A 23,725-nucleotide genomic window follows, 5' to 3' on the forward strand; every position below is an offset into this window, starting at 1 on the left:
AGAAGTCGCCGCAACCATTGTGCCTGCCGCCGGTCCCGTCGCAGAGCCGGATCGATGATGCAGCGCCGGCTACACCCGCATCGGCATCAGCACGTAAAGCGCGGTCTCATCGGCCATGTCGTGGATCAGCGTCGGCGAACCGGCATCGGCCAGCATGAATTTGGCTTCCGTTCCGGTCAACTGAGCGGCCACGTCAAGCAGATATTTGGCGTTGAAGCCGATCTCGATCGGGTCGGACGAATAGTCGGCCGCCAGTTCCTCGGTGGCGCTGCCGGAATCCGGATTGTTGACCGCAAGCGTCACCTGGCCTTCGCTGATCGAAAGCTTCACTGCACGGCCGCGTTCGGAAGAGATGGTCGAGACGCGATCCACCGCCGCGCAAAGCTCTGGCGGTCGAGGATCAGCTTCTTGTCGTTGCCGGTCGGAATGACCCGCTGATAATCCGGGAAGGTGCCGTCGATCAGCTTCGAGGTCAGGACCACGCTGCCGATGGTGAAGCGGATCTTGGTGTCGGACAGCTCGGTGGTCACGGCGACATCCGGATCGTCGACCAGCTTCTGCAGCTCGCTCACCGTCTTGCGCGGAATGATGATGCCCGGCATGCCCTCGGAACCCGCCGGCGCGTCGATTTCGGCGCGCGCCAGGCGGTGGCCGTCGGTGGCCACCGAGCGCAGCTTCAGCTTGCCGCCGACCTCATGCGTGTGCAGGTAGATGCCGTTGAGATAGTAGCGCGTTTCCTCGGTGGAAATGGCGAACTGCGTCTTCTCGATCAGACCCTTCAGGGCAACCGAGTCGAGCCGGAAGATATGCGAGAAGGATCCGGCCGAAAGCTCGGGGAAGTCGGATTGCGGCAGGCACTGCAGCCGGAAGCTCGAGCGCCCCGACGTCACCGTCATGGCGTTGCCGTCCTCGTCCGTCTTCAGCATCACCTCGGCGCCGTCCGCGAGCTTGCGCACGATGTCGTAGAGCAGATGCGCCGGAACCGTCGTCGCCCCGCCACGCTCGACCTTGGCGGGCGTCGCTTCCGTCACCTCCAGATCGAGGTCGGTTGCCTTCATTTCGAGGCTGGCGCCCTCGGCGCTGAGCAGCACGTTGGACAGGATCGGTATCGTGTTGCGCCGTTCGACCACACGGTGGACGTGGTTGAGCGACTTCAGGAGATTTGACCGTTCCAGGATAACACGCATGACGAAACAGGCTCGCTTGAAAGGATGAGCGGGTCTCCGGCTGGCGGCGCCCCGCGAAAGGTCTGAACAGGCTCAGAATCTGCGTAAACTGACAGGAAAAAGCCAGCAAACGCAAGCCCGCGCCACCGGTTCCGGCCGGCTGCGCGGGCTTTCTGGGGATAAAGGCCGCGAAGACCGCCAGCCTATGCGCTGAATCCGGAATCCAGATCGTGGCCAGGCTTTGTTTTGACACAATTCCGGACGGAAAACCGTCTCACACTTTTCCTGGAATTGCTCTACGCCGCGAGCCCATTTCGGGCTCACGGTCGGGCATGCAAGCCATTGAATTCCAGTGCGGTTCCGGCTTGCCTTGTCTCGGATCGGTCAGGCCTGGTCGTTGATCAGCCGCCGCAGCAACTCAAGTTCCTGTGCCAGCGTGTTGTCGTTGCCGGACAGGTCCTCGATCTTGCGCACGGCGTGCAGCACCGTGGTGTGGTCGCGGCCGCCGAAGCGCCGTCCGATTTCGGGCAGGGAGCGCGGTGTCATCACCTTCGACAGGTACATGGCGACCTGCCGCGGCTTGACGATGGTACGCGTGCGCCGGTTGGACAGCAATTCGGTCTTCGACACGTTGTAATGGCGCGCCACGATGCGCTGGATATCCTCGATGCGGACCCGCTTCGGCTCGCCCGTGCGATAGATGTGTCCGAGGATCTCGTCGATGCGGTCGATGGTGATCTGCGGCTCGAACGATTGCCGGAACAGCAGCTGATTGAACGCGCCCTCCAATTCGCGTCCGCTGCCGGTCACGGTGCGGGCGACGTGATTGAGGATCTCGTCGGAAATATCCAGCGACGCGTCGTCGACCCTGGCCGTGGCCAGGCGCAGTTTGAGCATGCCGAGGCGCATGGCGAAATCCGGCGCCGACATTTCGAGCGCGACGCCGCCATTGAGGCGCGAGCGGACGCGCGGCTCGAGCGATTCCAGCTCGGACGGCGGCCGGTCTGCGGCGACGACGACCTGCTTGGCGCTGTCGAGCAGCATGTTGATCAGATGGCAGAATTCATGCTGGATCGACTTGCCCTGCAGGAACTGCATGTCGTCGATGATCAGAAGGTCGATGTCGCGCAACTGCTCCTTGAGCGTCAGCGCGTTGTTGTCGCGGATCGCGGTGGCGAAGCGCCACATGAAATATTCCGCGGTGAGATAGACGACGCGGGATTTCGGGTTCTGCTTCAGCGATTCCGCCGCGATGGCCTGCAGCAGGTGGGTTTTGCCGAGCCCGACGGTCGCGTGCAGGAAAAGCGGGTTGAAGCGCACCGCGCTCGACTGCGATTCCGCCACGGCCTTGGCGGCGGCGAAGGCCACCCGGTTCGACGGGCCTTCGATGAAGGAGCCGAACGTGTAGCGAGGATCAAGCGGGGATCCCAGCACGTTGTGGCGGAACTCGGTCTCGACCGCACCACCCGGGCGCGGCACGGGAGGCCGTTCCACCCTGCCGGGGCTCACAGTGCCGGCAGCCAGCGCCGTCTGCGTCTGTCGTGTCATTTTGCGCGCCGGCGCCAGTTCCGGTTCGACATGGCTGCGCCCCTGGCGGGTGGCCGTGCGCACGACGATCTCGATCTTGAGGAGATCGGCATCCTCCTGCTTCCACAGCTCGGAGATGAGGTCGAGATAGTGGCCGTTGATCCACGAGCGCAGGAACGCGGTGGGCACCGAGATGCGGACAATGCCCTTGGACGCCTCCGCGACCTTCATGCGGCCGAACCAGCTCGAATAGACTTCAGCCCCCAGACGCGCCTTCAACTGGGTCTTGACCCGGTCGAACTTCTGCTCCGCGTCGCTGGAGACCGCCATCTCGTTTGCTCCGATCAAAGTTCCAGGAAATGGGAGGTCGCCCGTAAGCTCCCTTTCGATGCCGCTCTGCATGATCGAGTTCCTTGCTTTTCTGTACCTGTTTTCCGCCGGGGATGCGCCTCCTGCATCCTTTTTCCAGCGACTGTGTCTTCGCCACGATGCCCGTTGCCGCCGCCGGCAATGAACGTCGCCCACTATTCGGAGGGAACCGGTGCCGGCCCATGGAAGCCAGTCCGCGTTGGGTATGTCAGGGCAATACAACACCGTCCGGCGAAAGAGCGCCGGCGCGCCGTCTACCTGCCATGTCTATTTACGCCAGTCCCCTACCGTATCGAAAAAGAGCAAACCATACCCGTTCGCGGACTTGATCCGCGTCGCAAATCCCGCCAATTTAAGCTGGCTGCGTCAGGCTGGGTTAGGGGCCACAGGCCCGTCCCTTTCGATAGATCGACATTACCGAAATCGCTGTGGATAGGGCAAGGCCACGTCTAACGGATTTTTAAGGAATCTGGTTACCTCGGGCGCCTTGGGGCGCCATGCCGTAGCGGCATATTTTGACAAAGCCATTGTGATTCAAACCCTTTTCCGGCGAATATGAAAAAGCCGGCCCGCTTCGAAATATTCTGAAATAATTCGCTTGACAGCCAGTTGTCCTCCCGTCCCTTCGGGGTGCTGTGGACAAGCTGTGGACGACCATGGGTAACTATCTGAAAAATATCGCTTATTTCTGATAGTTAAGAGTTTTTGAGCCGCCACTTTTCAAGCATGTCAGCCATCAGCAGGCATGCATGTGCCGGCAAAGCATTTAGGAGTCTGGAATCTGCTTTGGGCGCCGTTTCCAAGCATTCTTTTTAAGTACTTGCCGGCAAACGAAAAAAACCCGGCACGATCGGCCGGGTTTTAAGGAAGCTTAGTCTGTAAAGGCGATATCAGGCCGACAGCACCTTGAGGCGCGCGGCCAGACGCGACACCTTGCGGGACGCGGTGTTCTTGTGGATCACGCCCTTGGTCGCGGCACGCATCAATTCCGGCTCGGCGGCCTTGAAAGCGGCCTGAGCGGCAGCCTTGTCACCGGAGGCGAGAGCCTCCTCGACCTGGCGTACATAGGTGCGCACGCGCGAGCGGCGGTTCTTGTTGATCGCTGCGCGGCGGACGATCTTGCGCGTTGCCTTTTTGGCCGAGGATGTGTTGGCCATGATGCCTCTCTTCTGATCTGGTCGGCGCACGCGGCATGCCGCAGGGCGCAAAAAACAAACGGGCAGCCACAGGGCCGCCTCGGTTGGTGCGGCTTATAGTTCAGCTTTTCCGGCGCGTCAACGCTGCCTGGCGTTCTTTTTGGCCGATGCCACAGGGTTTCGATCGCCGGCCGGCAACACTCTACCGATTGGTGAAATTCGGCTTCCGCTTTTCGGCGAAGGCCGCCATGCCTTCCTTCTGGTCTTCGAGCGCGAAAAGCGAGTGGAACAGACGGCGCTCGAACCGCAATCCCTCGGCCAACGTCGTCTCATAGGAACGGTTGACCGCTTCCTTCGCCATCATCACCGACGGCAGCGAGAAATCGGCGATCTTGGCCGCCGCCTTGACCGCCTCTTCGACGAGTTCGGCGGCGGGCACGACCCGCGACACCAGGCCTGAGCGCTCGGCTTCCGCGGCATCCATCATCCGCCCGGTCAGGCACATATCCATCGCCTTCGATTTGCCGACGAACCGGGTCAGGCGTTGCGACCCGCCCATGCCGGGAATGACGCCGAGCGTGATTTCGGGCTGGCCGAATTTGGCCGTGTCGGCGGCAATGATGAAGTCGCACATCATGGCCAGCTCGCATCCGCCGCCCAGCGCATAGCCAGCCACTGCCGCAATGATCGGCTTTCGCGTGCGCGTGAACTCTTCCCAACCCGCGAAGAAGTCCTGGCTATAGGCGTCCACATAGGAGATCGCCTGCATCTCCTTGATGTCGGCACCAGCGGCGAAGGCCTTGTCGGAACCGGTAAGAACCATGGCGCCGATGCCAGGATCGGCGCCGAAACCGTTCACGGCTGCGACGAGTTCAGCAAGGATCTGGGAATTCAGAGCATTAAGCGCCTTTGGCCGGTCCAGCGTGATCAGTCCGACCTTGCCGCGCGTCTCGGTGATGATCGTTTCATAGGCCATGCTGCTTCTCCTCACTCGACCCGGTCTAACTCAGCTCTGACACGTCCGGCAATAGAAGGTCGAGCGTCCGCTCTGCACGATACGCTCGATGTGGCCGCCGCAGCCGGGCTTCGGGCAGGGTTCGCCCTCGCGGTCGTAGACGGCGAAGGAATGCTGGAAATAGCCCAGCGATCCGTCGGTATGCACGTAGTCGCGCAGCGACGACCCGCCTGCGGCGATGGCATCTGATATGACCGAGCGGATCGCCTCGGCCAGGCGTTCGCTCTGCTCCCTGGCCTTCTTGCCCGGCTTGGCGATGGTGCCCGCCGCACGCAAGGGCGACAGGCCGGCGCGCCAGAGCGCCTCCGACACGTAAATATTGCCAAGCCCCGCGATCAGCTTCTGGTCAAGAAGTGCTGCCTTCAGCGGCGATCCGCGGCCTTTCAGCAAAGAGGCGAGCAGCACGCCGTCCAGCGCGTTGCCCGTCGGCTCGACGCCGAGTCCGGCCAGCATCGGATGCGTCTCCGGCGATCCTTCCGCGAACAGCATGAAACCGAAGCGGCGCGGGTCGTTGAAGATCACGCGGGAACGGGCGCCGTCGGCGGCGACGACATCGAACACGACATGGTCGTGCGTCGTGCTTTTCGAGCGTTCGTGGTGGAACACGCCAGGTGTCTCGCCGTCATCGTCGGTCTCGATGCGAAACGAGCCCGACATGCCAAGATGGCAGATCAGCACCGGGCCGTCCTGCACATGCATGGTCAGATATTTGGCCCGGCGGCCAAGTGCCGTGATCGTCTTGCCGGTCAGCCGTTCCGAAAACCGTTCGGGGAAGGGAAAGCGCAGATCTGGCCGCCGCGCCTCGACCTTGGTCAGACGGGCACCTTCCAGGACCGGCTGCAGACCACGCCGCACCGTTTCGACTTCGGGCAATTCAGGCATGGCCGCCAATCATCGCATGGAAAGAAGTGCCGTGGCGGCCGGGCGCCAGGCCGAGATGTTCGGCGACGGTCTCGCCGATATCGGCGAATGTCGTTCTCAGTCCGATGTCGCCACCTGTCAAACCCGGTCCCATGCCGATCACCGGGATACGTTCACGCGTATGATCGGTCCCTCGCCAGGTCGGATCATTGCCATGGTCGGCCGTCAGGATGAGGATGTCGCCCTGCCGCAGTTTTGCAAATGCTTCCGGCAGCCGCCGGTCGAAGGCCTCGAGCGCGGCGGCATAGCCGGCGACATCGCGGCGATGGCCGAATTCGGTGTCGAAATCGACGAAATTGGCGAAAACGAGATCGCCGTCGCCAGCATCATCCATCGCACCGAGCGCCTTGTCGAACATGGCCATGTTGCCGGCGGCCTTGCGCACTTCCGAAACCCCGCGATGGGCGAAGATGTCGCCGATCTTGCCGACGGCTATAACGCGGCTTCCCCGTGCCGTCAGCCGGTCGAGCAAGGTCGGCTCCGGCGGCGGCACGGCATAGTCATGGCGATTGTAGGTCCGCTGGAAGGTGCCGGCGGTCTCGCCGACGAACGGCCGTGCGATCACGCGTCCGATCCTCAGCGGATCAACCAGCCGGCGTACCACCTGACAGAATTCATAAAGCCGCTCCAACCCGAAATGGACTTCATGCGCGGCGATCTGCAGGACCGAGTCGACGGAGGTGTAACAGATCGGCTTGCCGGTGCGGATGTGTTCCTCGCCGAAGCGTTCGATGATCTCGGTACCTGGCGCATGGCAGTTTCCGAGAATGCCTGAAACCTCGCCCTCGCGGATCATCGCCGCGGTCAGATCAGCCGGAAAGGCGGGAACCGTATCCGGGAAATAACCCCAGTCGAAGCGAACCGGCAGGCCTGCGATCTCCCAGTGACCGGAAGGGGTGTCCTTGCCGCTCGAAACTTCCTGCGCCGCGCCATGGAAGGCATTGGCGGCCAGATCCGTTCCGAAATGGGAAAAAGCCAATCCTGTCGCCGTCTCGGATGCCTTGCCGAGCCCGAGCGATGCCATGTGCGGGACAAACAGCGGCCCCTGACGAAGCCGCTCGCGATCCGCACGCCCTTCGGCGCAAGCTTCGGCGATGTGCGCAAGCGTGTTGGCGCCGGCGTCGCCATAGCGTTCAGCATCGGCCGCGCCGCCGACGCCGAAGGAATCCAGGACAAAGAGGAAAGCACGCGCCATCGGGTCATTGTTGCCAGTTTGGACGCCCAGACATAGGGTTCCACGGCGGTATTGGCAATTCGGAAACCAAACGGCAATGGCTGGCGTGGATAGTCCAGTGCATGTCGCCCAAAAGTGCGCAGCGGTTTTGGGGGAACGACATGCACAAGCTAAGAGTGCATGTAACCCAAAATGCCTGGCGGTTTCTGGGACAACGACATGGACAAACTAATAGTCCATGTCGCCCAAAAGTGTCTGGCGGTTTTGGGGCAACGACGACAGACGTAATCCAAGATAAAAAGTATTGCGGCGCACCGGGCATGGGCATGGATCGAAGAAAACCCAAGGACGGTCTCTTTATGAACGCCGCGCTGAAGGCATGTGCTGGCCTTGTGGTCGTGCACGGCGCGCTCTGGTGTGGTCCGGCGCGGGCCGACTGGCGCGATGATATCGGCACATTTCGCATCGGCATCGTCGCCGAGCCTGGCGCCGGCAACACCGTTCCGGGGCTGGCGCTGTTGACGCAATCCTTTACCAATGCGCTTGGCATGAAGGTGGAGTTCGTCGTCGCGCGCGACTATGCGGCATTGATCGAGGCGCAGGCCAACGCCCGGATCGAGTACGCCATCTATTCGGCAACGGCCTACGCCACGGCGCTGCAGCGTTGCGGATGCATCGAGCCGCTTGTGGCGCCGGTTGATTCCGACGGTGCGGCCGGCATCCGCTCCGTGCTGCTGACCAGGGACGGCAAGCTGTCTGGCCTGGGGGCGATGCAGGCGCACCGGATCGCCATGCCGCCGCCGGACAGTGTCGGGGGCTCGCTTCTGCCGCTGGCGGAGCTGGCCGCCGAGCACGTCAAGATCGCCGAAGACGCCCCCTTTCTGATCCATACGGATTCAGCGTCGGCAGCGGAAAAAATGCTCGTCGACGGCCAGGCCGACGCCTCGTTCGGCTGGGTGAGGGCCGCGGCCGACGGCCAGCCGTTGCTGTCTGGTGGAACGCAGGCAAGGCTCGAAGCGGCCGGCCTTTCGGCGTCGGCTCTCCAGGTCGTGTGGATGTCGGGCCTGCTGAGATATGGTCCCCATGCAGTGCGCAGCGATCTCGACCCGGAAGCCAAGCGCCGGCTGACCGTGTTCCTCACCAACCTCAAATCGACGACGCCGGATGTCTACGATCTCCTGGAATCGAAACACTCTGGCGGCTTTTTGACCGCAGCCCCAAAGGATTATGCGGCGGCGGAAGCCATCGTGCGCCTGGTGTCGGCCGACGGTGGGCAGCGGTAAAAGTCTTCAGCAGTCGCTGCAGGGGATGGTCAGGCTTCTGCGCGGGCGCAGATAGTAGGTCTCGCCCATCGGAATCGTCGTGGTGAGGGATTGGGTCAATCCAAGCTTTTGCTGGGTATTCGCCGTCCAGCCGATAATCGGCGCATAGCTAAGATTGCTGTCAACGCGGATGAGGAAGGTACCGGCAACCTTGAGCGTTGCCGGAACCGTGGTGGCCGTGCCTGCGGTGGCCCCGACACTGTAGACGCCGCTGGCGACCTTGCGCGACCACACCACCAGGACCCTGGGCGTCGGATCGGTCGTGACCTGTATTGCGGTGATGGTGATGTTGGGTGTCGAACGGTTGTAGGGTTGAATGGTCGATGTGCCGATTTTCATGATGGCGTCGAGATCCGCCTTGACGATGGTCGGCTGCTGCGTGATGAGATCCGCGACCATGCTGCCGATGCGGCTGACCTTCTTGCTCGTCTCGATGGCCTGCGACGCCTCCATGGTCATGAAGTACATGATCAGCAGGATAGGCACGATAAGAGCGAACTCGACCGCCGCCACACCACGGCGATTGGAGCAGAACCCGACCGCCTTGCTCCAGAGTCCCGCAATTCCCGGATGTGCCCCCGCACGCATCATGCCATTGCCTTTTTCTTGTTGGTGGTTCCGAACTCAATTGTCGAACGGCTCGTTCTGCCAGGTCGCCGACGCAAAATGCAGTGTCCTGCCGCCGCTCAGATTGGCCATCGACCTCGCCATCAGATCGGTCACCACAGGCCATTTGTAGAAGACCCGCAGCATGTTCTTCGATTCCGCCAGGCCAGGCGTGTTTGCAAAAGTCTGTGAGTTCGTGCCTTGCATCAGCACGACATCGCCGTTCTGGATCGTGAAGCTTGCCGAGGCCGCGTCGGCGAAAGTCGGATATTCGCGAAGATCGACGAGCAGCTGTTGCGGGCAATCCGTCGAGACGATGATCTGCAGCTTGCTGCAGATCAGGGTCGTCAATTTGGTCCCCGCCACATCGGCCGGCCTCAACTGGCCCGTGCGCAACTGGCGCGCAATATCGTCGGTGATGTTGGCCATCACCTCCTGGCCGGCAAATGAGATGCAGCTTTCAAGGATGCCAAAGACAAGAAGCGCGAACGGCAATGCCAGGATTGCGAATTCGATGGCCGTACTGCCACGGCGGTTGCGAACGAAGCGCTTCAAAAACCCGGCGCGCTCCACCTTGTGCTGACCTGTCGAGCCGAATTCGTTGCCCATGCCCTGTTCCTGCCACCCCTGGACGGTTCCGGCAGGTGTATTAGCGCAAACCAATTGAGGTCCGGTGTGAATGATCGTTAAAGTTGGCGCAAACGTCTTAACCAGCCAGTAACCTGGGCGGCGGCTAAGGGGCGTGCAGCCTATTTGCTCGCGCTCATCTCGGCTTCGGAGGATTTTTCGGCCTCGCTCTTGTAGGAGCTTTCGCAATAGGGCGTGCACGACATGGTCTGGACCTCGGCACGCCGGTAAATGCGAACCGTCGAGGCTGCCTGCCGCACGACGGTAACCTGCGCGTCGACGATCGGGCTGCCCTCCTGGTCGAGAACGACGAGATTGGTGACGCCGAATCCCTTGCCGGTGAGCACGACCGTCGAGGCGTCCTGGACGGAGGCATCGGCGATGGCCGGGTTGCCGATGACGATCGTGTCGGCGGGGCGTGACAATTTCACGATCTTGGCCTGATTCATCGTGACCTGGATATCGGCGCCGGCCCTAGCTGGCGTGATCAAGCTCGTGGCGGCAAGAAGCACGGCAACCAGGATTGAGGATCTCAGCACGGCCATCGGGGCGCTCCACGCAAGCAAACTGTTCAACGGAACATGAACGAGATTGGTGAACCAACGGTTAAGTCGGCTTGCCGGCGCCGGATGTAGCGGCCGGCATGGCTGTTCGCATGGCCGGATCCGTGGCCGGGTCGCAAGCTTCCTTAAGCCCTTGCCTTTTGCGGCGTTGGCCTGGGAAACGGCACTTTGGCCCGCGCTTAGCATGGAGTTAACCACGCACTCCGTTGGAGCCGGGAAAGGAATCGGTAAGGCTGTTTATTAAGCCGATCGAAAGAGCTTCTCCCTAGATTGGCAGCATCCGATCAACCATTACAGAAGTTGACGGAAGTGCTGTAACACGTGGAGTAGGAGCTCTCGAATGTCTAACCTTTTGCACGTTTCGTGAAGGACGAATCCGGCGCGACCGCTATCGAATATGGTCTGATCGCCGCCCTCATCGCGCTCGCCATCATCACCGGCGCCGGCGCCCTTGGCAATGCGATCAACGCCAAGTTCACCTCGATCGGTTCCACGCTGAACTCCAGCGGCAGCTAATCCGCTGTACTGCTGACGATCAGCTTGTTGCTTACAGCAAGGGCCGCCCACTGGCGGCCCTTGCTTCGTTTTTACACGGTTCACAGTCAGTTCTGGTTCCGATTTTTAGAGAACCGCCTCATCAATCGTTAATCGAAAATACCTAGGCTTGGCTCACTGGAATTGAACCTTAGGCGCGACACCGATGCTTGAAGCCCTGATCTTCGTCGTCTTTCCGTTCTGCATGCTGTTTGCCGCGATCTCCGACATGCTGTCGATGACAATTGCCAACCGCGTCTCGGTGCTGCTTGTCGTCGTCTTCGCGCTGGTTGCGCCGCTGACGGGTATGGAATGGGCAGCCTATGGCTGGCATTTCGCCGCCGGCGCCCTGGTCCTTACCGTGACGTTCGGCCTGTTCGCGATGGGTGGCATGGGTGGAGGCGACGCCAAGCTGCTGGCCGCTACGGCCGTGTGGATGGGGTTGAACATCCATCTCGTCGAATACCTCGTTGTCTCGACAATGATCGGCGGCCTGCTGACGCTTGCCATCCTGCTCTACCGGAAGTCGCCGCTGGCGGCTTTTACCGGACGCAATCCATTCCTGCGTCATTTCGCGGACGACACGACCGGGGTTCCCTACGGGATCGCGCTCGGCCTGGGCGGACTGCTGACCTATCCGGACTCGCCTTTGATGGTGTGGGCGCTAGCAAAGCTTGCGGGTTGAGCACGATCTGATTTCCGTTCCCTTGACTGCGTTGCCCGACCCCTTTGAAAGAGCCGTGGTCGGGCTCTTCGCGTCCGTCACGGCGGGATCCAGCTAATTTATGTAAACCTTAAATTAATCACGATCGTAAGCATTGCATTAACCTTGTTTTGACGATTGCCGCTGCAAAGTCCGGCTTGGCTACGTGGTTTGCCAAGGGCGAGGGTTCGGACAGATGCCAGCATCCCGACTTATTATTCTGAGCGTGGCGGTGGCGCGGCGGGTGGCGCTGGCTATGTCGCAAAAAACATGGTCGCCGCCCCGCCGCCGCAGATCGTTGTCGATTCCGGCCCCCAGGCTCCCGCCGTACCCCTGCAGGACGTGCTTGTGCTCTCGGGCGATGTCGCGATGGGCAACGCGCTCCAGAACAACATCTCCTGGCAATCCTGGCCGGCCGACGGCGTCAATGCGAATTTCATCACCAAGGTCAACGCTCCCGACGCACTGGAGAAATTGAAAGGGTCGATTGCCCGTGTGCCGATGTATGCGGGCGAGCCGGTGCGGCGTTCCAAGCTGATCGGCGAGGGGCAGAGCTTCATGTCGTCCATCCTGCCTTCCGGGATGCGCGCGGTCGCCACAACCATATCGGCCGACACTTCGGCCGGCGGCTTCATCCTTCCAAACGACTTCGTCGACGTCATCATGACGCGAAGGGCCGATGCCAGCAGCGGCGGCACCGGTTTCAACACCGAAACCATCCTCAAGAACATCCGCGTCCTGGCAATCGACCAGACGATCCAGGAGGACGAGGAGGGCAAGAAGACCAGGGTGGGCCAGACCGCCACGCTGGAGCTCACGCCCAAACAGGCGGAGATCATCACCGTCGCCCAGCAGATGGCCGATCGCCTGACCCTGGCGCTGCGGGCGATCACGGACACCCAGGAAAAGAATGTGGACGAGGCCGACTATCTCGTTTCCGGCAATGGCCGCAAGGGAACGGTGAGACTGATCAAGTCGGGTGAAGTTTCCGAAGTAGGGGCAAGGAAATGAGGCTAAGCGGTAAACTGCCGGCAATCATAGCCGCGGCATTCGGCTTGCTGCTCGTCGGAACGAATGTGCAGGGCGTTGTCGAGGCGAAGAGCACGCAGGTGACGGCCACGACCGCCAACCAGCGCGTCAAGCTTGGCCTCAACAAATCGGTGGTCATAGACTTGCCGAGCGATGCCTACGACATTCTTGTCGCCAACCCGACCGTTGCCGATGCGGTGACCCGCACCGCAAGGCGTATCTACCTGTTCGGCAAGGCGGTCGGCGAGACCAACATCTTCGTCTTCGGTCCGAACGGCGAGCAGATCGCCAGCCTGGATCTGGCCGTCGAACGCGACGTCGCCGGCCTGGAGGACTACATCAAGCGCTTCCTTCCGACCTCGGCCGTCAAGGTGGAACTGCTGAACGACAACGTCGTCTTGACCGGGACGGTCGATACGCCGCTGGACGCCAAACGAGCGGTTGACCTGGCGACGATCTTCGTCTCGGGCGGTGAAGCGACGACGGGTCAGTATTCGCAGACCGCTGCCGGCGGCTCGGCCTCGAACGGCGTCGACATCAACAACCCCGATCAGGAACGACGCGTCTCGAAGATCGTCAATCTCCTGCAGATCATCGGTGACGACCAGGTCACGCTGAAAGTGACGGTCGCCGAAGTCAGCCGCTCCGTGATGAAGCAGCTCGGCGTCAACATGATCGGCAACGGCGGCAGCAACGGTATCAGCTATGGTGCGATCGGCGACAATTTCGCGGGATTGGGCAAGCAGCTGTCGAATTCGGGCTTCAGCATCGGCAACTCGGCACTGAAGGCCTATATCAACGCCATGGAGGAGTCCGGGGTCATGAAGACGCTGGCTGAGCCGACCTTGACCGCCGTATCCGGCGAGAAGGCGACGTTCAAGGTCGGTGGCGAATACAACATGGTGACCGGCGTCTCCCAGAACGTATCCACCGACAACCAGACCGGCCTGACGACGTATTCCATCGACAAGATCGAGTACGGCATCGGCCTGGAATTCCAGCCGGTCGTGCTGTCTCCCGGCCGCATCAGTCTGAAGGTCAGAACCTCGGTCTCCGAGCCGACAACCGAAGGATCCGTGGCGCTTTCCAATGGCGTGACGAGCCCCGGCGCGAATCTCCTGTCGCTGCGCAAACGCCTTGCCGATACGACGGTCGAACTGCCCTCGGGCGGTTCCATGATGATCGCCGGCCTGGTTCGCGACGATGTCAGGCAGGCCGTCAACGGCTTGCCGGGGCTGACGAAGATTCCTGTTCTTGGTGCTCTCTTCCGCAGCAGGGACTTCGTGCGCAACGAAAGTGAGCTCGTCATCATCATCACGCCCTATCTGACGAAGCCGGTGGCACGCAACGATCTCGCCAAGCCGGACGACAATTTCAATCCTCCGAGCGACGGCGCCGGCATGTTCCTGGGCAAGGTTAATCGGGTCTACGGCACCATGCAGACCGACAGGCCCAACGGCCGGTACCACGGCGTCGTCGGCTACATCTACAAGTGAATGGGGAAGCGGACATGTCTCAGTCAGCGTTGAAGACAAGGACCATCGCCTCGACGATGCGCACCGGCCGTTCGCGGGCCGGCCTGCGGGCGCTGCCGCTCCTGGCGGTGGCGGTGACGGCCTTGCTGGCCGGCTGCGCCCAGCGCGACAGCATCACCGTTGGCGCCATTCCGGACGACTATCGCACCAACCATCCGATCGTCATCGCCGAGAAGAACCAGAAGATCGACCTGCCTGTCGGCGCCGGCGACCGCGGCATGACCGGTTCACAGCGCGACACGCTGCTCGGTTTCCTCGACGGTTATGACAAGAGTGCCGCGCCGACACTGACGATCCAGATTCCGAGCGGATCGGCCAATGAGGTCGCGGCGTCGGCGGCCGGCCGTGATTTCGCCAGGCTCGCGGTCGCCAGCGGCATCAAGCGCAACCGCATCGTCGTGGTCTCCTATCAGGCTGGATCGAGCGAGACATCCGCGCCGGTTCGCGTCTCCTTTATCGCCGTGAGAGCCCAGACCGACAAATGCGGCCGCTGGCCGGACGATCTCACCGAGACCTCCGAAAACAAGCACTATGCCGACTTCGGCTGCTCCTATCAGAACAATCTCGCCGCCCAGGTTGCGAACCCGTCCGACCTGCTCGGGCCGCGCAAGCAGACCACCATCGATGCGGAAAATCGCGGCGCGGTGATCGATATCTACCGCAGCCGGGGTATTTCGGGTGAATTCCTCGGCAATTCGGAAGTGACGTACTGAGCCGAGCCCTCGAGGAAAGAGAAGCCACGGAAAGAGCATGACCATGAGCAACCTTGCCTATGACGCCACCGTGGACGGCGGTGATACATCGCCGCAGGACATCGCCGCGATGCAGGCGTTGCGCCCGGTTCCGCGCATCTCGATCCAGGCGTTCTGCGAGACCGAGGGCGTCGCCAATCCGGTCGAGCGCGCCGGCGAGGACCGCCGCATGACCAAGGCGCATCTCAAGGTCCACATGGGCGGCGTTCCCACGGCAATCGAGTTCTATCAGTCGGCGCCGACGCCGAACCTGATCCTGCTGGAGTCGCGCAGCGAACCCAAGCAATTGCTGGAACAGCTCGCCCAGCTCTCGGAATACTGCGATCCATCCTCGAAAGTGGTGGTGATCGGCCACTACAATGACGTCGGTCTCTATCGCGAGCTTATCCGCTCCGGCATCTCGGAATATGTCATCGCGCCGGTGTCGATGGCCGACATCGTCAGTGTCGTGTCGTCGATTTTCGTCGATCCGGAAGCCGAACCGCTCGGCCGTTCGGTCGCCTTTATCGGCGCCAAGGGCGGCGTCGGCTCTTCCACCATCGCCCACAATGTCGCCTGGGCAATGTCCTCCCTGTTCAAGTCCGAGGTCGTTGTTGCCGACCTTGACCTCGCTTTCGGCACGGCCAACATCAATTTCGACCAGGACCCGGCACAGGGTATCGCTGAAGCGGTGTTCTCGCCTGAACGCGTCGATGAAGTCTATCTCGACCGGCTGCTGACCCAGTGCGCCGAGCACCTGTCGTTGCTCGCAGCGCCCTCGACGCTGGAACGCGTCTACGACTTCGATCCCGAAGCCTTTGCGCAACTTGTCGATACCGCGCAGCGCAGCGTGCCGCTTCTGGTGCTGGACGTTCCCCATGTCTGGACGGGCTGGGCCAAGAACACGCTGGTCAAGGCCGACGAGATCGTCATCACGGCGACGCCGGAACTGGCCAATCTGCGCAACACCAAGAACCTCGTCGACATGTTCAAGCGGCTTCGTCCTAACGACCCGCCGCCGAAGCTGATCATCAACCAGGCCGGCGTCCCCAAGCGGCCCGAAATTTCGCCGTCCGATTTCGCCGAGCCGCTCGGCCTGACGCCGATATCGGTCATTGGCTTTGATCCGTTGCTGTTCGGCAATGCCGCCAACAATGGGCGTATGCTCGGCGAGATGGATGCCAAGAACCCGGTTGTGGCCATGATCAATGAGATTGCTCATGTACTGACCGGGCGAAGCGAAATCCGGACGAAAAAGAAGGCTGGCCTGGGCAGCCTGCTCGGCAAGCTCTCGCGCAACAAGAAGTGACGCTTTGGAACCGGTAGTCGATCATGTTCGGTAAAAGAGGCAACGACGACGGCAACCGGTTCACGCCGGAATTCCGCCAGCCAGCACCGGCGCCGGCCGCCCCGCCGCCCGCGGGTTCGGCGGATACGACGGTTCTTGCCCGGCCCGCGGCACCGCCACCGCCAAGCGCACCCGTCGCGCCGCCAGCCCGCCGCGCGGTCGAGGCGCCGCCAATTGCGCCGGAGGCGAAGCGGGGCCGCGAAAAAAGCGAAACCTACTATGACACCAAGAGCCAGGTTTTCTCCGCGCTCATCGACACGATAGACCTGTCGCAGCTCGCCAAGCTCGACCCCGAAACCGCGCGCGAGGAAATTCGCGACATCGTCAACGACATCATCGCGATCAAGAATTTCGCGATGTCCATCGCCGAGCAGGAGGAACTGCTCGAGGATATCTGCAACGACGTGCTTGGCTACGGACCGCTCGAGCCATTGCTCGCCCGCGACGACATCGCCGACATCATGGTCAACGGCTCCAAGAACGTCTACATCGAAGTCAACGGCAAGGTCGAGCAGACCAGCATCCGCTTTCGTGACAACCAGCAGCTGCTCAACATCTGCCAGCGCATCGTCAGCCAGGTCGGCCGCCGTGTCGATGAATCCAGCCCGATCTGCGACGCCCGCCTTCCCGACGGCTCCCGCGTCAACGTCATCGCACCGCCGCTCGCCATCGACGGCACCGCGCTCACCATCCGCAAATTCAAGAAGGACAAGCTGACGCTCGATCAACTGGTCAAGTTCGGCGCCATCTCGCCGCAGGGCGCCGAAGTGCTCAAGATCATCGGCCGTGTCCGCTGCAACATCGTCATTTCGGGCGGCACCGGCTCGGGCAAGACGACACTGCTCAACTGCCTGACCAACTACATCGACCGCGACGAGCGCGTCATCACCTGCGAGGACTCGGCCGAACTGCAACTGCAGCAGCCGCATGTCGTGCGTCTGGAAACCCGCCCGCCCAACCTCGAAGGCGAAGGCGAAGTGACGATGCGCGACCTGGTCAAGAACTGCCTGCGCATGCGGCCCGAGCGCATCATCGTCGGCGAAGTGCGCGGACCCGAAGTGTTCGATCTTCTGCAGGCGATGAACACCGGCCATGACGGCTCGATGGGAACGATCCACTCGAACAGTCCGCGCGAATGCCTGAACCGTATCGAATCCATGATCGCCATGGGTGGTTATTCGCTGCCGCAGAAAACCGTGCGCGAAATCGTCGTCGGCTCCATCGACGTGATCATCCAGGCGGCGCGTCTGCGCGACGGATCGCGCCGCATCACCCACATCACCGAGGTCATCGGGATGGAAGGCGACGTCATCATCACCCAGGATATCGTCCTCTACAACATCAAGGGCGAGGACGCCAACGGCAGGCTGCTGGGCGAGCACGTCTCGACCGGCATCGGCCGCCCGCATTTCTGGGATCGGGCTCGTTACTATGGCGAGGAACAGCGCCTCGCCACCGCGCTCGAGGCGATGGAGAAACGTGCTGACTGAGGTATCCGCAGGTGTGAAGGTTCTGGTCGATGTTTGGAATTGACGGCACCGTATTGGCGTTTGTCGTGCTCGCCGGTTTCAGCGCCGGCGCGGTCGCCTATGCATTCTTGGCCAAGCAGATCAGCAATGAGAAACAGGCCGGCAAGCGGCTTGAGACGATCAAGGCCGCCGAGACGGATCGCTCCATCGTCAAGGCCACGCGCGACCGCGCGGCGGACGCGGCCAAGCGCCGCAAATCGGTGCAGGATTCGCTGAAGGAACTCGACGAGAAGCAGAAAACCAAGGACAACGCCGTCAAGAAGCCGCCGCTGAAGGCCCAGCTTCGCCAGGCCGGCATGAAGGTTTCGGTCGAACGTTTCTACATCTACTCGGCCATATGCGGCCTCGCGCTGGTGGTGGTCGCCTTCATGGCCGGCGCGCCGATGCTTGTTTTGCCCGGTGTGCTGTTGGCTGGCGCACTCGGCCTGCCGCGCTGGTTCGTCTCGTTTCGCCGCGCGCGCCGGGTCAAGGCATTCCTCAACGAATTTCCAAACGCCCTCGACATTATCGTGCGCGCGGTCAAGTCCGGCCTGCCGCTGAACGACGCCATACGCCTGATTGCCAACGAATCCCCCGAGCCGGTGAAGGCCGAGTTCCGACGCATCGTCGATTCGCAGCAGATGGGACTGTCGATCCCCGATGCGACCTTGCGCATGCCCGAAACCATGCCGTGCACCGAGGCAAGTTTCTTCGGCATCGTCATCCAGATCCAGTCGCAGGCCGGCGGCAATCTGTCCGAGGCGCTGGGCAATCTTTCGCGCGTGCTTCGTGACCGTAAGAAGATGAAAGCCAAGGTTCAGGCGCTGTCCATGGAGGCGAAGGCGTCGGCCGCCATCATCGGCGCGCTGCCCTTCATCGTCGCCTTCCTGGTCTACCTTTCGAGCCCGCTCTACCTGATGCCGCTGTTCAACACCAGTGTCGGCAATCTGATCCTCGGCGTTTCCGCCATCTGGATGTCGATTGGCATCTTCGTGATGCGCAAGATGATGAACTTTGATGTCTAGGGCCGTGACATGAGCGAACAAGTCATCAAGTCACTGACGGATCCCAGCCTCCTGATCGCGCTGTTGGTGGCCATCGCCGTGTTCGCGACCGTCTTCACGCTGCTGCCGGCGCTTGGCGGCAACCAGCTCAAGGCTCGCATGAAGTCGGTCGCGCTGGAGCGCGATGAGCTTCGCGCCAAGCAGCGCGCGCGGCTGGCCAGCGAGGCCGATCGCCGCCGCAAGGGCCTGCGCGAGCAACAGTCGGAAGGCATGCGCAACATCGTCGACCGGCTCGACCTGCGGCGCGCGCTGGCCGACGAGAACACCTTGCAGAAGCTCAAGGTGGCCGGCTTCCGGGGACAGAACCCGCTGACGCGTTTTCTCTTCTTCCGCCTCGTGCTGCCTTTTGTCGGCTTCGCGCTGGCTCTGGTCTACATGTTCGTGCTCGGAGGATTGCCGGACAAACCATTGGTGGTCCGGCTGTTCGTCTGCGTCCTCGTTGCCTATGGCGGATTCTACACGCCGGTCCTCTATGTCAACAACCGCGCCACCAAGCGCAAGCAGTCGATCCAGATGGCCTGGCCGGATGCCCTCGACCTGATGCTGATCTGCGTGGAATCAGGCATGTCGGTGGAGGCGGCGCTGCGCAAGGTCGCCGATGAGATCGGCGCGCAGTCGGTAGCTCTGGCGGAAGAATTCATCCTGACCAATGCCGAGCTCTCCTATCTGCAGGAGCGCAAGCAAGCCTATGAGAATCTAGCGAGCCGTACCGGCCTGGAATCGGTCAAATCGGTGTCGCAGGCGCTCGTCCAGGCCGAGCGCTACGGTACGCCGGTGGCGCACGCGCTACGCGTGCTTGCCGCCGAAAGCCGTGACATGCGCATGAACGCCGCCGAGAAGAAGGCCGCCGCCTTGCCGCCCAAGCTCACCGTGCCGATGATCCTGTTCTTCCTGCCGGTGCTTTTCGCCATCATCCTCGGCCCCGCCGGCATCCAGGTCAGCCAGCGCGGCATCTTCGGCGATCATTCCGGGGCGGCAGCGTCAGCCACCCAGTAAAGGCACGGCAATCCTTGCGCAAATACGAAAGCCGCGCTGCATGCAGCGCGGCTTTCAACGTCTGGGTTTTGTCTTGGCGCAATTCCGGACGGAAAACCGTTACACACTTTTCCTGGAATTGCTCTGTTGGCGAAATCGCTGCGTCAGTTGGTTGCCGGCTTCGACTTGTCCTGATCCTTGAGCTGGCTCCAGGCATTCTGCTGGGCCAGCATCTGCCTGAGATAGGCGACATTGGCCTGTGCCTGTTCGGGCGAGAGTTCCTGCGAGGCGATCTTCTCGGCCTCGTCGAAGCGGCCCTGCAGGCCGACGACCAGCGCCAGATTCTGGCGTACACGGCTGTCGGCGCCGGGCTGCTGCGCGGCCAAACGCATATAGGTTTCGGCGGTGCGCAGATCCCCTTCCAGCACATAGGACATGCCCAGATTGGAGAGAACCGAAGGTTCATTCGGCTTGAGTTCGAGGGCCTTGCGGTAGAGCTGGCGCGCCTCGTCCTTCTGGCCGATCTGATCAAGGATGGCGGCTTCCGCCGACACCAGCTTCCAGTCGGGATATTCCGGCGTCTGGGCGCGGCGTACGGCATCGAGCGCGGCCTCGAACTGGCCATTGGCGGCCAGCGCCTTGCCATAGGCGGCGAGCACGTCACGGTCCTTGGGGTAGGCGATCGCCAGCTTGCGCATCACGGCAAGCGACTGGTCGGCATCGCCGTCCATCTGCAGCGCGGCCGCGAAGTTGGTCGCTATACGCTTGTCGTTGGGGTTCTTGGCGTAGGACTGGCCAAGGGCGGCGGTGGCATTGTGCACTTCTCCCGCCGACATCGTCTCCAGCGGCTTGCCGCCGCTGCGGCCGATCGAGCCCGTGGTCATCCTGCTGGTTCCGCACCCGCCGACACCCGCCGCGAGCGCCAGCATGAGGGCCGTGGTGACGAGCCGTTTTCCCCTGGCATTCACTGTGCGGTTGGTCGGCATGACACCCTAGGCCTCCATTCATACGCGCGGCCATTGCGTGGCCATCTTCCCTCCCGCAGAAATATTCTGTTAACCCTAACGGAGAGTTAAGAAACGCCGACTCGGGGCCCGGGTCGGCAGGAGAACATCGAATGCCTGTCGAACTCGTCGAGACGAAATTGCAAGGTGCACTGCCGGTGCATCTGGTGCCCCGTGACGGACTGGAGGCCGCCGGCCTTGCGCCATCGACCATCGCATGGGCCAAGGCCAACGGGTTTTCCGGCGAGGCAGGCAGGACGCTGGCCGTGCCCGGCGAAAGCGGCGCGCTTGCTGGCGCACTGTTCGGTCTTGGCGACGGTGAGGGCGCGCTCGCGCTCGGCGCACTGTCGAAAGCCCTGCCGGAAGGCGACTGGCATTTCGCCTCGACGCCGGCCGAGCCGGAACTCGCGGCAATCGCGATTGCGCTCGGCGCCTATATCTTTACCCGTTACGGCAAGAAGTCAGGCAAGGCGCTGCGCTTTGACCTGCCGGCCGGTGTCGACGCGTCGCGCGTTCGCCGCGTCGCCGAGGGCGTCTTCCTGGCCCGTGATCTGGTCAACACACCGACCAGCGATATGGGACCGGATGATCTGGAGAAGGCGGTGCGCACCCTGGCCGCGGCGCACAGGGCCGAAGTCTCCGTCATCAAGGGCGACGAGCTGCTGACGCGGAATTTCCCGATGATCCACGCCGTCGGCCGGGCATCTGTCGGCGCGCCGCGGCTGATCGATATGATTTGGGGGCGAGAGGACGCGCCGAAGGTGACGCTGGTCGGCAAGGGCGTCTGCTTCGACACCGGCGGTCTCGACATCAAGCCCTCATCCGGCATGCTGTTGATGAAGAAGGACATGGGCGGCGCGGCCAATGTGCTTGGCTTGGCCTCGATGATCATGGCTGCCGGGCTGAACGTGCGGTTGCGCGTGCTGATCCCCGCGGTCGAGAATTCGATCGCCGGCAATGCTTTTCGGCCCGGTGACGTGCTGACAAGCCGCAAGGGCATCACGGTCGAGATCGGCAACACGGACGCCGAAGGCAGGCTCGTGCTCGGCGATGCGCTGGCGCTGGCCGACGACGAGGAGCCGCAGCTGCTGGTCGACATGGCGACGCTGACCGGAGCCGCCCGTGTCGCGCTTGGCCCCGATCTGCCGCCGTTCTACACCGGTGACGAGGCGCTGGCTTCTGAGCTGGCGGCGTCATCGCTGGCGGTCGAGGATCCACTGTGGCGCATGCCGCTTTGGCGGCCTTACGATGCGAAACTGTCGTCAAAGATCGCCGATATCAACAATGTCACCACGGACGGTTTCGCCGGTTCGATCACCGCGGCGCTGTTCCTCAAGCGCTTTGTCGAGAAGACGACGGGCTGGGCGCATTTCGACATCTTCGCCTGGAACCCCGCCGATCGTCCGCACGGCCCCGCTGGCGGCGAGGCGCAAGGGATTCGGGCTCTGGAACGGATCATTTCCAGGCGTTTCGGCTGAAGTCGGTCAACAGAGCCGGCAAATTGCTGAGACTGAAACGGAACCGAAACAATTTGCCGTCATTCTGGCGCGATGTCGATTGCGATGCGCCCGAGCCAGGCCTTGCGACTGTGGCAGCAAGTGATGCTGTCGCAGGTGCGCGACGACGCGCCCGACCTGACGATGCGCCAGACGGCGATCCTGTTCACCATCTATCTCGATCCGCCGCCGCACACCGTGCGCGGGCTCGCCGCCCGCCTCAACGTCACCAAGCCGGTCATCACCCGCGCGCTCGACACGATGGGCGCACTGAAACTGGTGTCGCGCCATCGCGACGAACTCGACAAGCGCAATGTGCTGATCAAGCGCACGGTCGAGGGCGCGCTCTTTGTCGAGCGCTTCGGCGATGGTATCATCGCCAGGGCCCATGAACTACCCATCTGACCACTAGCATTTGACCGGATTACTGATTTGACCGCCAGGGATGCACGCCTCCACGCCTTCCGTTCCGACCTTGCCGACGCGAGGCTGAAAGGCGAAGTTACCGCCGACCGCTTTGTCAGCGGCCGTCCGGCGCGGATCACCGCTCCCTTGGCCGATGTGCGTAAGGGACCGCGGCCTGACGCCGGCGTCAACACGCAGCTCCTGTTCGGCGATGATGTCCTCGTTTTCGAGGTCGCCGAAGGCTGGGCCTGGATCCAAGCCGAACGCGACGGCTATGTCGGCTATGTCGCCGACACCATGCTGGGCGGACGCGACCATGCGCCCACCCATATCGTCTCCGTCCCCCGCACCTTCCTCTATCCCGGACCCGACCTGCGCTTTCCGATCGCGGCACAGCTGTCGATGGGATCGGCCGTGACGGTGACGGGCGCCGCCGAGACACGCGGCACGCATTATGCCGTCCTGCCCTCCGGCGAGGCGATCATAGCGGGCCACCTCAGGCTCATAGGGGAAGTTGCCGCCGACTATGTGGCGGTTGCCGAGACGTTTCTTGGCACACCCTATCTGTGGGGCGGCACGTCCGGCTTCGGCATCGACTGTTCCGGCCTGGTGCAACTGGCGATGCGCATGGCGGGCAGGGACGTGCTGCGCGATTCCGACATGCAGGCGGCAAGCATCGGCGAACCGCTGGAGCCGGGTCCTGATTTCTCGGGGCTGCGGCGCGGTGATCTGGTGTTCTGGAAAGGCCATGTCGCGGTCATGACCGACGCCGAGACCATGATCCACGCCAACGGCCACACCATGCTGGTCTCGCGCGAAGGGCTGAAGGACGCCATCGCCCGGATAGGTTATCTCTATGGCGGGCCGACAGGGGTTAGAAGGCCCTAGTGCAGTTCTTCCTTCTCCCCTTGTGGGAGAAGGTGTCGCCGAAGGTGACGGATGAGGGGTGTTCCAGGGAACGCCAGCG

The 23,725-nt window shown here is 62.4% G+C and carries 21 protein-coding genes and 2 pseudogenes; 13 read left to right on the forward strand and 10 right to left on the reverse strand.

The window, feature by feature from the left end; all coding sequences use genetic code 11:
- Positions 1-69 precede the first annotated feature (69 nt).
- The 6 genes and pseudogenes from dnaN to HB778_RS19235 all read right to left on the reverse strand — a co-directional run bounded on the left by dnaN (position 70) and on the right by HB778_RS19235 (position 7,329).
- A pseudogene (gene dnaN, locus HB778_RS19210) lies at positions 70-1,187 on the reverse strand (DNA polymerase III subunit beta).
- Between the two features lie 363 nt (positions 1,188-1,550).
- Positions 1,551-3,095 (reverse strand): chromosomal replication initiator protein DnaA, encoded by a 1,545-nt coding sequence (gene dnaA, locus HB778_RS19215; RefSeq protein WP_183456091.1) that lies wholly within the window; start codon positions 3,093-3,095, stop codon positions 1,551-1,553.
- Positions 3,096-3,952: 857 nt separating this feature from the next.
- A complete protein-coding gene (gene rpsT / locus HB778_RS19220) occupies positions 3,953-4,219 on the reverse strand; it encodes a 30S ribosomal protein S20 (protein ID WP_095198364.1) in 267 nt (88 codons plus the stop codon).
- Between the two features lie 181 nt (positions 4,220-4,400).
- The gene (locus tag HB778_RS19225) at positions 4,401-5,174 is read right to left on the reverse strand and encodes an enoyl-CoA hydratase (protein WP_183456093.1); all 774 of its coding nucleotides are present in this window, start codon (positions 5,172-5,174) and stop codon (positions 4,401-4,403) included.
- 30 nt (positions 5,175-5,204) lie between these two features.
- A complete protein-coding gene (gene mutM, locus HB778_RS19230; RefSeq protein WP_183456095.1) occupies positions 5,205-6,095 on the reverse strand; it encodes a bifunctional DNA-formamidopyrimidine glycosylase/DNA-(apurinic or apyrimidinic site) lyase in 891 nt (296 codons plus the stop codon).
- Positions 6,088-7,329, reverse strand: coding sequence for a phosphopentomutase (locus tag HB778_RS19235; RefSeq protein ID WP_183456097.1), 1,242 nt, complete (start codon positions 7,327-7,329; stop codon positions 6,088-6,090). The genes mutM and HB778_RS19235 overlap by 8 nt, the downstream gene beginning before the upstream one ends.
- A 338-nt stretch (positions 7,330-7,667) precedes the next feature.
- Between HB778_RS19235 and HB778_RS19240 the strand changes: the two genes are divergently transcribed.
- Positions 7,668-8,591 (forward strand): phosphate/phosphite/phosphonate ABC transporter substrate-binding protein, encoded by a 924-nt coding sequence (locus tag HB778_RS19240; RefSeq protein ID WP_183456100.1) that lies wholly within the window; start codon positions 7,668-7,670, stop codon positions 8,589-8,591.
- Between the two features lie 6 nt (positions 8,592-8,597).
- Here the strand turns inward: HB778_RS19240 and HB778_RS19245 are convergent, their stop codons facing one another.
- The 3 genes from HB778_RS19245 to HB778_RS19255 all read right to left on the reverse strand — a co-directional run bounded on the left by HB778_RS19245 (position 8,598) and on the right by HB778_RS19255 (position 10,408).
- On the reverse strand, positions 8,598-9,221 hold the full coding sequence (locus HB778_RS19245; protein ID WP_183456102.1) for a TadE/TadG family type IV pilus assembly protein: 624 nt from the start codon (positions 9,219-9,221) through the stop codon (positions 8,598-8,600).
- A gap of 33 nt (positions 9,222-9,254) precedes the next feature.
- Positions 9,255-9,845 (reverse strand): TadE/TadG family type IV pilus assembly protein, encoded by a 591-nt coding sequence (locus tag HB778_RS19250; RefSeq protein WP_183456104.1) that lies wholly within the window; start codon positions 9,843-9,845, stop codon positions 9,255-9,257.
- 140 nt (positions 9,846-9,985) lie between these two features.
- The gene (locus HB778_RS19255) at positions 9,986-10,408 is read right to left on the reverse strand and encodes a pilus assembly protein N-terminal domain-containing protein (RefSeq protein WP_183456106.1); all 423 of its coding nucleotides are present in this window, start codon (positions 10,406-10,408) and stop codon (positions 9,986-9,988) included.
- A gap of 381 nt (positions 10,409-10,789) precedes the next feature.
- On the opposite strand from HB778_RS19255, the gene HB778_RS19260 reads away from it, so the two are divergent.
- The 9 genes and pseudogenes from HB778_RS19260 to HB778_RS19300 all read left to right on the forward strand — a co-directional run bounded on the left by HB778_RS19260 (position 10,790) and on the right by HB778_RS19300 (position 19,874).
- Positions 10,790-10,942, forward strand: coding sequence for a Flp family type IVb pilin (locus HB778_RS19260; RefSeq protein ID WP_183456108.1), 153 nt, complete (start codon positions 10,790-10,792; stop codon positions 10,940-10,942).
- 184 nt (positions 10,943-11,126) lie between these two features.
- Entirely contained in the window at positions 11,127-11,645 is a 519-nt protein-coding gene (locus HB778_RS19265) for an A24 family peptidase (protein WP_183456110.1), read from the forward strand.
- Between the two features lie 214 nt (positions 11,646-11,859).
- Positions 11,860-12,674: pseudogene (gene cpaB, locus HB778_RS19270) on the forward strand (Flp pilus assembly protein CpaB).
- Positions 12,671-14,188: a type II and III secretion system protein family protein gene (locus HB778_RS19275; protein WP_183456112.1), complete on the forward strand. Its 1,518-nt coding sequence runs from the start codon at positions 12,671-12,673 to the stop codon at positions 14,186-14,188. Before cpaB ends, HB778_RS19275 begins: the two are co-directional and overlap by 4 nt.
- A gap of 14 nt (positions 14,189-14,202) precedes the next feature.
- Positions 14,203-14,940, forward strand: coding sequence for a CpaD family pilus assembly protein (locus tag HB778_RS19280; protein WP_183456115.1), 738 nt, complete (start codon positions 14,203-14,205; stop codon positions 14,938-14,940).
- 37 nt (positions 14,941-14,977) lie between these two features.
- Positions 14,978-16,267 (forward strand): AAA family ATPase, encoded by a 1,290-nt coding sequence (locus HB778_RS19285; RefSeq protein ID WP_183456116.1) that lies wholly within the window; start codon positions 14,978-14,980, stop codon positions 16,265-16,267.
- Positions 16,268-16,290: 23 nt separating this feature from the next.
- Positions 16,291-17,796 carry a CpaF family protein gene (locus HB778_RS19290; protein ID WP_183456118.1) on the forward strand — a complete coding sequence of 502 codons (1,506 nt, stop codon included), beginning with the start codon at positions 16,291-16,293 and terminating at the stop codon, positions 17,794-17,796.
- A 29-nt stretch (positions 17,797-17,825) separates the two neighbouring features.
- On the forward strand, positions 17,826-18,839 hold the full coding sequence (locus tag HB778_RS19295; protein WP_183456119.1) for a type II secretion system F family protein: 1,014 nt from the start codon (positions 17,826-17,828) through the stop codon (positions 18,837-18,839).
- A 9-nt stretch (positions 18,840-18,848) separates the two neighbouring features.
- The gene (locus tag HB778_RS19300; protein WP_183456121.1) at positions 18,849-19,874 is read left to right on the forward strand and encodes a type II secretion system F family protein; all 1,026 of its coding nucleotides are present in this window, start codon (positions 18,849-18,851) and stop codon (positions 19,872-19,874) included.
- Positions 19,875-20,017: 143 nt separating this feature from the next.
- Here the strand turns inward: HB778_RS19300 and HB778_RS19305 are convergent, their stop codons facing one another.
- Positions 20,018-20,839, reverse strand: coding sequence for a tetratricopeptide repeat protein (locus tag HB778_RS19305; RefSeq protein ID WP_183456123.1), 822 nt, complete (start codon positions 20,837-20,839; stop codon positions 20,018-20,020).
- Positions 20,840-20,970: 131 nt separating this feature from the next.
- On the opposite strand from HB778_RS19305, the gene HB778_RS19310 reads away from it, so the two are divergent.
- The 3 genes from HB778_RS19310 to HB778_RS19320 all read left to right on the forward strand — a co-directional run bounded on the left by HB778_RS19310 (position 20,971) and on the right by HB778_RS19320 (position 23,646).
- Positions 20,971-22,335 (forward strand): leucyl aminopeptidase family protein, encoded by a 1,365-nt coding sequence (locus HB778_RS19310; protein ID WP_183456124.1) that lies wholly within the window; start codon positions 20,971-20,973, stop codon positions 22,333-22,335.
- Positions 22,336-22,407: 72 nt separating this feature from the next.
- Positions 22,408-22,758: a MarR family winged helix-turn-helix transcriptional regulator gene (locus tag HB778_RS19315; RefSeq protein WP_010913361.1), complete on the forward strand. Its 351-nt coding sequence runs from the start codon at positions 22,408-22,410 to the stop codon at positions 22,756-22,758.
- 27 nt (positions 22,759-22,785) lie between these two features.
- Complete coding sequence (locus tag HB778_RS19320) at positions 22,786-23,646, forward strand: NlpC/P60 family protein (protein ID WP_183456127.1); 861 nt, start codon at positions 22,786-22,788, stop codon at positions 23,644-23,646.
- Positions 23,647-23,725: the final 79 nt, after the last annotated feature.

This window comes from Mesorhizobium huakuii, from assembly GCF_014189455.1.
Lineage (GTDB): Bacteria > Pseudomonadota > Alphaproteobacteria > Rhizobiales > Rhizobiaceae > Mesorhizobium > Mesorhizobium huakuii_A.